At 47.2% G+C, this 6918-nt stretch carries 10 protein-coding genes; 1 reads left to right on the top strand and 9 read right to left on the bottom strand.

Translation table 11 applies throughout. The features are described from left to right. Nucleotides 1-59: 59 nt before the first annotated feature. The 5 genes from PG722_RS11060 to PG722_RS11040 form a co-directional block, all read right to left on the bottom strand. Nucleotides 60-725: an ABC transporter ATP-binding protein gene (locus PG722_RS11060; protein WP_112091915.1), complete on the bottom strand. Its 666-nt coding sequence runs from the start codon at nt 723-725 to the stop codon at nt 60-62. A 144-nt stretch (nt 726-869) separates the two neighbouring features. Further along, a complete protein-coding gene (locus PG722_RS11055) occupies nt 870-1901 on the bottom strand; it encodes a sensor histidine kinase (RefSeq protein ID WP_117658079.1) in 1032 nt (343 codons plus the stop codon). Next, nucleotides 1898-2584, bottom strand: a complete 687-nt coding sequence (locus PG722_RS11050) for a response regulator transcription factor (protein ID WP_117658080.1) — start codon at nt 2582-2584, stop codon at nt 1898-1900. Before PG722_RS11050 ends, PG722_RS11055 begins: the two co-directional genes overlap by 4 nt. Nucleotides 2585-2646: 62 nt before the next feature. Continuing rightward, nucleotides 2647-2823 (bottom strand): DNA-binding protein, encoded by a 177-nt coding sequence (locus tag PG722_RS11045; RefSeq protein WP_002594731.1) that lies wholly within the window; start codon nt 2821-2823, stop codon nt 2647-2649. A 121-nt stretch (nt 2824-2944) separates the two neighbouring features. Beyond that, nucleotides 2945-3358 carry a sigma-70 family RNA polymerase sigma factor gene (locus PG722_RS11040; RefSeq protein ID WP_118097210.1) on the bottom strand — a complete coding sequence of 138 codons (414 nt, stop codon included), beginning with the start codon at nt 3356-3358 and terminating at the stop codon, nt 2945-2947. A gap of 218 nt (nt 3359-3576) precedes the next feature. On the opposite strand from PG722_RS11040, the gene PG722_RS11035 reads away from it, so the two are divergent. Next, a complete protein-coding gene (locus tag PG722_RS11035; protein ID WP_270580554.1) occupies nt 3577-3828 on the top strand; it encodes a hypothetical protein in 252 nt (83 codons plus the stop codon). On the opposite strand, the gene PG722_RS11030 is transcribed toward PG722_RS11035, so the two are convergent. The 4 genes from PG722_RS11030 to PG722_RS11015 are packed head-to-tail and all read right to left on the bottom strand — an operon-like array spanning nt 3797 to nt 6805. Continuing rightward, nucleotides 3797-4258 (bottom strand): hypothetical protein, encoded by a 462-nt coding sequence (locus PG722_RS11030; RefSeq protein WP_038259777.1) that lies wholly within the window; start codon nt 4256-4258, stop codon nt 3797-3799. The two genes, PG722_RS11035 and PG722_RS11030, sit on opposite strands and share 32 nt — an antisense overlap. Before the next feature lie 5 nt (nt 4259-4263). Continuing rightward, a complete protein-coding gene (locus PG722_RS11025; RefSeq protein ID WP_002596321.1) occupies nt 4264-5079 on the bottom strand; it encodes an ABC transporter permease in 816 nt (271 codons plus the stop codon). Nucleotides 5080-5091: 12 nt separating this feature from the next. Further along, nucleotides 5092-5886, bottom strand: a complete 795-nt coding sequence (locus PG722_RS11020) for an ABC transporter permease (RefSeq protein WP_270580553.1) — start codon at nt 5884-5886, stop codon at nt 5092-5094. Further along, entirely contained in the window at nt 5879-6805 is a 927-nt protein-coding gene (locus PG722_RS11015; protein ID WP_270580552.1) for an ABC transporter ATP-binding protein, read from the bottom strand. Before PG722_RS11015 ends, PG722_RS11020 begins: the two co-directional genes overlap by 8 nt. Between the last annotated feature and the right edge of the window lie 113 nt (nt 6806-6918).

Raw genomic sequence — 6918 nt, 5'->3', positions numbered from 1 at the left:
CTGCCGCGCCTTGTCCGTAAACTTATATTAGCAAATGTCATTCATAGTCCCGCCCCCCTTTACTGCACGATCTTACCATCCTCGATCCGAATGATGCGGTCGGCAAGCTGGGCGATCTCACTGTTATGGGTAATCATCACGAGGGTCTGATGGAATTTCTGGCTTGTGGTTTTCAGAAGCCCCAGCACATCGGCGCTGGTCTTGCTGTCCAGATTGCCAGTCGGTTCATCAGCCAGGACGATTGCAGGCTTTGACACCAAAGCGCGGGCAATGGCTACGCGCTGCTGCTGGCCGCCGGAAAGGTTATTGGGCATATTGTTCAGCTTATCCTCCAGCCCCAGCATCTGAACGACTTCTTTCATAAACTTCTTGTCTACCTTGTTTCCGTCCAGCTCCACAGGCAGCACGATATTTTCGTAGACATTCAGCACCGGAACCAGATTGTAATTCTGGAAGATGAAGCCAATCTTTCTCCTACGGAAGATGGTAAGCTGCTCATCTTTCAATGTTGAGAGTTCACGTCCATCCACAATAACCTTGCCAGAGGTCGGCACATCCAACCCACCAATCATATTCAGCAGTGTAGATTTACCGCTGCCGGAGGTTCCTACGATGGCAACAAATTCGCCCTTTTCAATGGAGAGGGTCACACCATCCAAGGCTCTGGTAATGTTCGGTTTTGCGCCATAATATTTTTTTAGTTCAGTCGTTTGCAAAATGCTCATAAAGAACACCATCCTTTCTTTTTGATAAACCAATTGTAACGACCAAACCTCACAGAAATGTCATGAGCCACAAAAAATTTCTGCTAAATTCGGCCCCAAATGTCACGAACCTGTGACATTTCATTTTTTCGGGGCGTGCCTGCTCTACTTTCGGAGCAGGAAAACAGAAAAGGTTGAGCCTTTCCCAACTTCCGATACCACCCAGATATAACCGCCCTGCAAGGTCACAATCTCACGAGCCAGATACAGGCCAATCCCAATACCGTCCACATCATGCACCGCATCTTCCCGGTAAAACCGCTTGAAAATCGTTCCCTGGTGCTGCTCTGAAATGCCAATGCCGGTGTCGGCAATGTCGATCTTCACATACATTTCCCAGCCTTCCACCGACACATGGATCTGCCCGCCTGCCGGGGTGTACTTCACTGCGTTATCCAGAATGTTAAACAGGGCTTCGCTTGTCCATTTTCTATCATGGCGTGCATCCAAATGCTCCGGGCATTCCACCTGCACATCTATTTGTTTCTTTTCGGCATTGAGCAAAATCCCGCCCAGGGCAGCGGCAAGGGTATCATAAACCGGCTGCTGTTTTTGCTCCAGTGAAATGACTCCTGTTTCCAGGCGGGAGGTTTTAATCATGGCTTGCATGAGGAAGTCCAGCTTATCAAGCTGGCTGGCCTGGGCTGTCAGAAATTCCTTTTGCTTCTGCGGGGGAACCTCGTTTTCAAGCAGCGTGTTGTTGATCATCTTCAAGTTGGCAATCGGGGTCTTGACCTGATGGGAGATGTCAGAAATCAGCTCTTGCAGGTCAGCCCGTTCCTTTGCGATGCTGTTTTTATTTTCCTGCATGACCTCGTACAGTCGCCCCAGCCGGTAGTTGATTTTATAGAACAGGTTTTCTTCTTCAACCGTCTGCTTGGGCTGCATATTTTCGGAGAGCATATCATCCATCTGACCACAAAAGGCATCGGAGAACCGGACCAGCTTCCGACGAATCAGCGCCACAAAGCAGATGACGCAGAGCAGCACAAAAAGACTGAACAGGAACACACACCGGACAGCGGTTATATTCTGGGTCAGCAGATGAACAGCGGTGCAGACTGCACCAACCGCCAGCAGCAAAAGCGTTCCCAAAAGGACGCAGGCTTTGTTGATGGAGAGTTTTCGCATATTCATTTCGATGCCCCTCCGATCCACATATAGCCCATACCGTACACCGTCTTGATGTACTGGCGTCCATCCGTTTCAATTTTATTCCGCACCCGGCTGATGGCCGCAGTCAGGGCGTGTTCATCCACAAAGTTCCCATCGGCATCCCACAGCTTTTCAAGCAGCACCTGCCTGGTCAAAACATTCTGCGGATTTTTGGTCAGGATTTTCAACAGCCGGTATTCCAACGGAGTGAACACCAGCGCCTTACCGGACAGAGAAGCAGTCATCTCCGAGAAATTGATGGATAGTGCGCTATCCTCATAACAATCCCCGCCGCCAGATTGTTTTGCCAGCCGCCCCAGCACCACGGACAGCTTTTTTTGAAAGACGCTCATAGGAAATGGCTTGGTCACATAGTCCTCTGCGCCCAACTCATATCCTTTGAGCATATCGCTCTCCATATCATTTGCGGTCAGGAAGATCACCGCCGTATCCGGCCGGCGCTCTTTTACCTCCCGGCAGAAATCAAAGCCATTCCCATCTGGCAGGTTTACATCCAGCACGATCAGGTCATAATCCTGCTTAGTCAGAAAGTTGCTAGCTGCTGATTTTGTCAATACAGAGTCCACGACATAGCCCGCAGTATACAGGTTATAGCACAAAGTATTATTCAAAAGCCGGTCATCCTCGACTACTAAAATTCGCAATTGTATCACACTCCTTCATTCTTAGTGTAGCATCCAAATGTCACAGAAATCTCACGAGAGGATTATTTTTTTGTATTTTTGAAACGACGGTCTGCCGGTTTCTCCGCATCCTTGGGAATCAGCCAAATGGTAGCCATCTTCACAGCACCGGGGATACGCCCACCGGCACACAGATAATTGATCTGCCTTGGGGTAACACCCCATTTTTCACTTGCTTCTTTCAGCGTCATATAATCCATATAGTTTCCCTCCAATATGGTTTATTATATTTCCTTTGCTCGAAGAATACAAGCTTGCAAATAGGGCGCAAAGCCCTGTGCCAGAAGCACTATGTGGCCTTGCGCCCTTTGTTATTCTATCCTAAAAATACTTTGCCAGCTGCTTCAGACCGCGCCGGATGCTGTCACGGACACGGCTTGGGTCTACACCCTCCGCTGCGGCGATCTCACTCACACGCATACCCAGGTAATACCGGGCATAGATCCTCTTGGCCTGCTTCTCTGGCAGAGCCATCACAGCGGCATAGAGCTGCTCCCGCAGCTGCTTTTCCTCCAGAAGCATCTCCGGTGTTTGCGGCTTCAATAGCACCGCATTTTCAATGCCATTCTCGCAATCCAGAGAATACTGTGCTTTATAACGATACATCTTTCGCTCATACGCAGCCTCCGCACGTTCAGCTGCTCGAATAGTCTCCATTACTTTCTCTGTCACATCTACAAAAAAGTCTGTTGTATAAACATCAGGATAAAGTTCCCGAAGGTTAATTTTCTTCATTATGTACCTCCATTTCGATTCACGGGTGATTGACGGGTGAATCGAATGAAGGCGGAGACCGACACCGGCAGACAACCGGGTCATCTCCGAAAAAATGGCAACAAAAAACGCCAGATTTCCGTGAGGGAAAACTGGCGCGCCAAGAACAGCCATTATTATACTGAATTACATAGAACGATAATGCCGATGCAATGTTATACTTGCCCGGAGGAGGAGCAATGCTTTTTTTAACTGATGTAGATCATGTGAGCTTTGAAAAAGCAAACGAGACACGGAAAAATAACCTCCAATCGGCTACCGTGTCCCTGCAAGTCGTCATTGATTTGTGCAAACGCAAAGAAACGGCGGCTCTGAAAATCAAAGCCGCCGTTTCAAATGGGCGTGTCAAATTGTCTGCTGTACGACAGCTTTTTTTCTTTGCCGTCGTGCGGCAGAATGTTACTCCATATTCAATTCAATACTTCCAGTGAAATTTTCACATTCAATGCCGATATAGTTTCCACCTTCAGGGAGTGTAATTGTATCACTATATGTTCCGGTTGTTTCAAGCAAAGTGACTTCTTCATCAGCTCCAGAAATCCAAAATACTTTTGCAGTTCCATCCGTAACCTCCAGCGCGCAGTCAATAGACAGATCCTTACCCGCTTCACGCTTTATGGAAGTTCCGCCGAACAAATACTCTGTATCTGAAAAATCCTCATAGTTGGCTGTATAGCTTCCTGTATAATCATCAATTCCTTTTTCTTTCGTACCTTGTAAGGATGAATTTCCGGTAAGTGCTATGGAACCAGCAGACTGAACAATATTGTTATACTGATCGAGAACTTCATCTTTTGTACAACCGGAAAGCACAGAAGCGCCCAACAGTATCAAGCATAATGATAGAACTATTTTCTTCACAGGTATCACCTTCCTTTCCTGCGTACAGCACGCTTTCCTTTTCCCTTGGAATTTGCCTGTTTACGGGATTTTATTTCTTTTTTGTTACTGGACATCAGTAACAACAGCACCGCCCAGAGAACCATGATGCCAACCCCAATGACTGCCAGCAAAGGATTCGGGGCTGTGGTTGTTCCGGCATATCCACTCATGTCAAAGCCCACTAAAATCAGCGCAGCAGAAAACGGATAGATGCTGGCAAGGATACCGCCTTTGAAGAACAGCATGCTATATCCAAGGAAAAACGCCAGAATGGAACCTCCCAGATATGCCCCTCGGATCTGCCCAAAAATCAAGATCAGCGGCATACAGACCAAATAGGTCGTCAGAGCTGCCAACACGATCTGTGTACCTCCATGAAAAAACACTTCCACTGTCAGTCCCGATAATCCAACCGTCAATCCAGTAATCAAGGTAACGCCAACGCTGTATATTCCCAGCAGGACTGCAAAAATCCCGACCCAAAAGAGCTTAGCTCCCAGCATTTTCGGCATGGAAACAGGAATTGTCATGATGTTTTTCAGCGTATCATGGGTGGATTCTCTGTCAATCAGCCAGCTGCCAATCATCACCAGTGAAATCGGAAAAAACATCTGCGTATTGCCCCAGACAACATTCTCAAACAGAGTGGAAAAATCATAGTTTGGATTTCGGTACTCCGCCTCCACAATCAGCTGGCTCCCATATTGCACCAACGGACAGAGTGCAAGCGCCACCAGCCCCACCCAAAGTATTTGGCACCGGCGTAGCTTGAGCAATTCTGCTTTTAATAAATTCCACATAATTACACCCCCTTAGATTTCCTGGCGCCGGTAAACCAACGCAATCAGCGCAAGAAATACAACGGCTTCCACAACAATCACACCGAACACCTGAACACCATTCAGAAAATACGGACTGATCCGTTCCAACAAGTCTGCCAATTCCGCACTGGTCTGGCTTTGGTCATAAAATTGGAAGGTCCAGCGGAAAGCCAGCGGTCCCGGAAACAGGGTTCCGATATTCAAACCAAAAGGCTGTGTGAGGAACGCATCGCTCATCGAAAGGATATAATTTGCAGTCATATAGAAAAAGGTAATCACGACCGACACGATATAGTTTTTATTAAGAAGAACAACGAGCAGGATACATGGAAGTGCGCCTACCCACATAATCAGCCCTTCTTCTATCCCAACGCCAAACAAGGTCCAAAACCCAACCGGCTCCCAGCCCTGAAACAGCAAAACCGCAAGATTTACCAATCCTCCAACTGCCATAAAGCCAACGGCAAACAATAGCAAAACCAGCATCTTGGACAGCACCAACTTGGTTCTGTTTATCGGTATGGTAACAAGGTTTTTTAGTGTGTCATTGTCCAGCTCCTCAAACAGCAGATTGGAAGCCAGTATCACAAGGAGCGGCATCAAAAGCAAATAAGCACTGAGCTGGAACAGGCTGGACATCACTCCATTTACAGCATCCACATCAGTGTTTACATCTGCCAGAAAGAAAGCATAAGCCAATGGCATGAAAACAGAAAGCAGCAGAGAAATAAATACCAAGGGCTTCCGTTTTAATTTCAAAAATTCGCATTTGATTAGTTTAAGCAATTCCTTCGCCCCCTGTCACACGCTTGAAGTAATCTTCAAGACTTTCTTCACAAGTATACGCCTCTGATACCTCCAATCCGTTTTCTACAAAGGCAGTTACAATTTTCCCCACAGGCAGATCAAGGTTGTGCAGGCGCAGATTGTGGTCGTCCTGTATGGAAAAATGGTTTTCATGGAAATTGCGTTCCAAAATTCTTGCCGCCTGTGCAGTATCAGAGAGCGTAAAACGGATATGCTTACTGCTTTTTTGTTCCAGCTCGGCAAGGCTTTCCTCTTCCAGCAACGCGCCGTGGTCGATAATTCCAATATCGTCAGCCAGCAGGGAAATCTCCGAAAGAATGTGACTGGAAATCAAAATGGTTTTTCCTCTTGCGTCGCAAAGCTCCCGAATAAAGGAGCGTACTTCTGCTATACCGATGGGATCGAGGCCGTTGATCGGCTCATCCAGAATCAAAAGCTCCGGATCGTGCATAACGGCAAGGGCGATGGCAAGCCGCTGCTTCATGCCAAGAGAATACTGTGAAAAAAGCTTTTTATCTTTGTAGGGCAGTCCCACCAGATCCAGAGCATCTTTGATGGCATGATTGTTTGGTACGCCCCGCAGGGTAGCAAAGATACGCAGGTTCTCTGTTCCGGTCAGATTAGGGTAAAAGCCGGGGGACTCAATCAGGCTGCCGATACGGGGCAGCAGCTTCTTTTCATTTCCCTGCAAAGGCTTTCCCCAGATTTTTACCTCCCCTGAAGTCGGATTGGTTAAGCCCAGCAGCATTTTCATAGTAGTGGTTTTTCCGGCTCCGTTTCTCCCCAGCAGACCATAAATTCTCCCACGCTTCACATGGATATTTAAGTCAGCCACACTCTTTTGTGAGCCGTATTGCTTCGTCAGATTTTTTGTTTCAATGATATAATTTGTATCCATATTCAAAACCTCCTGTTCTGTAAGGTATTCTATCATGCCAACCTTGCATTAACCTTGCCGCAACCTTGCATTAACCTTGCAATTTGAAATCCAGTAAAATGACAAAGGCTCCC

Origin of the sequence: Butyricicoccus sp. OF27-2pH9A, assembly GCF_027693185.1 — a bacterium.
GTDB classification, from domain to species: Bacteria; Bacillota; Clostridia; order Oscillospirales; family Butyricicoccaceae; genus Agathobaculum; species Agathobaculum butyriciproducens.
Note: the sequence above shows the minus strand (reverse complement) of the source record. Positions and strands in the feature narration are given on the sequence as shown.

Excerpts from the sequence above, each read along its gene's own strand:
- PG722_RS11055 (WP_117658079.1), bottom strand. The coding sequence starts at position 1,901 with ATGAATATGCGAAAACTCTCCATCAACAAAGCCTGCGTCCTTTTGGGA.
- PG722_RS11040 (WP_118097210.1), bottom strand. The coding sequence starts at position 3,358 with ATGAAGAAAATTAACCTTCGGGAACTTTATCCTGATGTTTATACAACA.
- PG722_RS11045 (WP_002594731.1), bottom strand. The coding sequence starts at position 2,823 with ATGGATTATATGACGCTGAAAGAAGCAAGTGAAAAATGGGGTGTTACC.
- PG722_RS11060 (WP_112091915.1), bottom strand. The coding sequence starts at position 725 with ATGAGCATTTTGCAAACGACTGAACTAAAAAAATATTATGGCGCAAAA.
- PG722_RS11035 (WP_270580554.1), top strand. The coding sequence starts at position 3,577 with ATGCTTTTTTTAACTGATGTAGATCATGTGAGCTTTGAAAAAGCAAAC.
- PG722_RS11015 (WP_270580552.1), bottom strand. The coding sequence starts at position 6,805 with ATGGATACAAATTATATCATTGAAACAAAAAATCTGACGAAGCAATAC.
- PG722_RS11025 (WP_002596321.1), bottom strand. The coding sequence starts at position 5,079 with ATGTGGAATTTATTAAAAGCAGAATTGCTCAAGCTACGCCGGTGCCAA.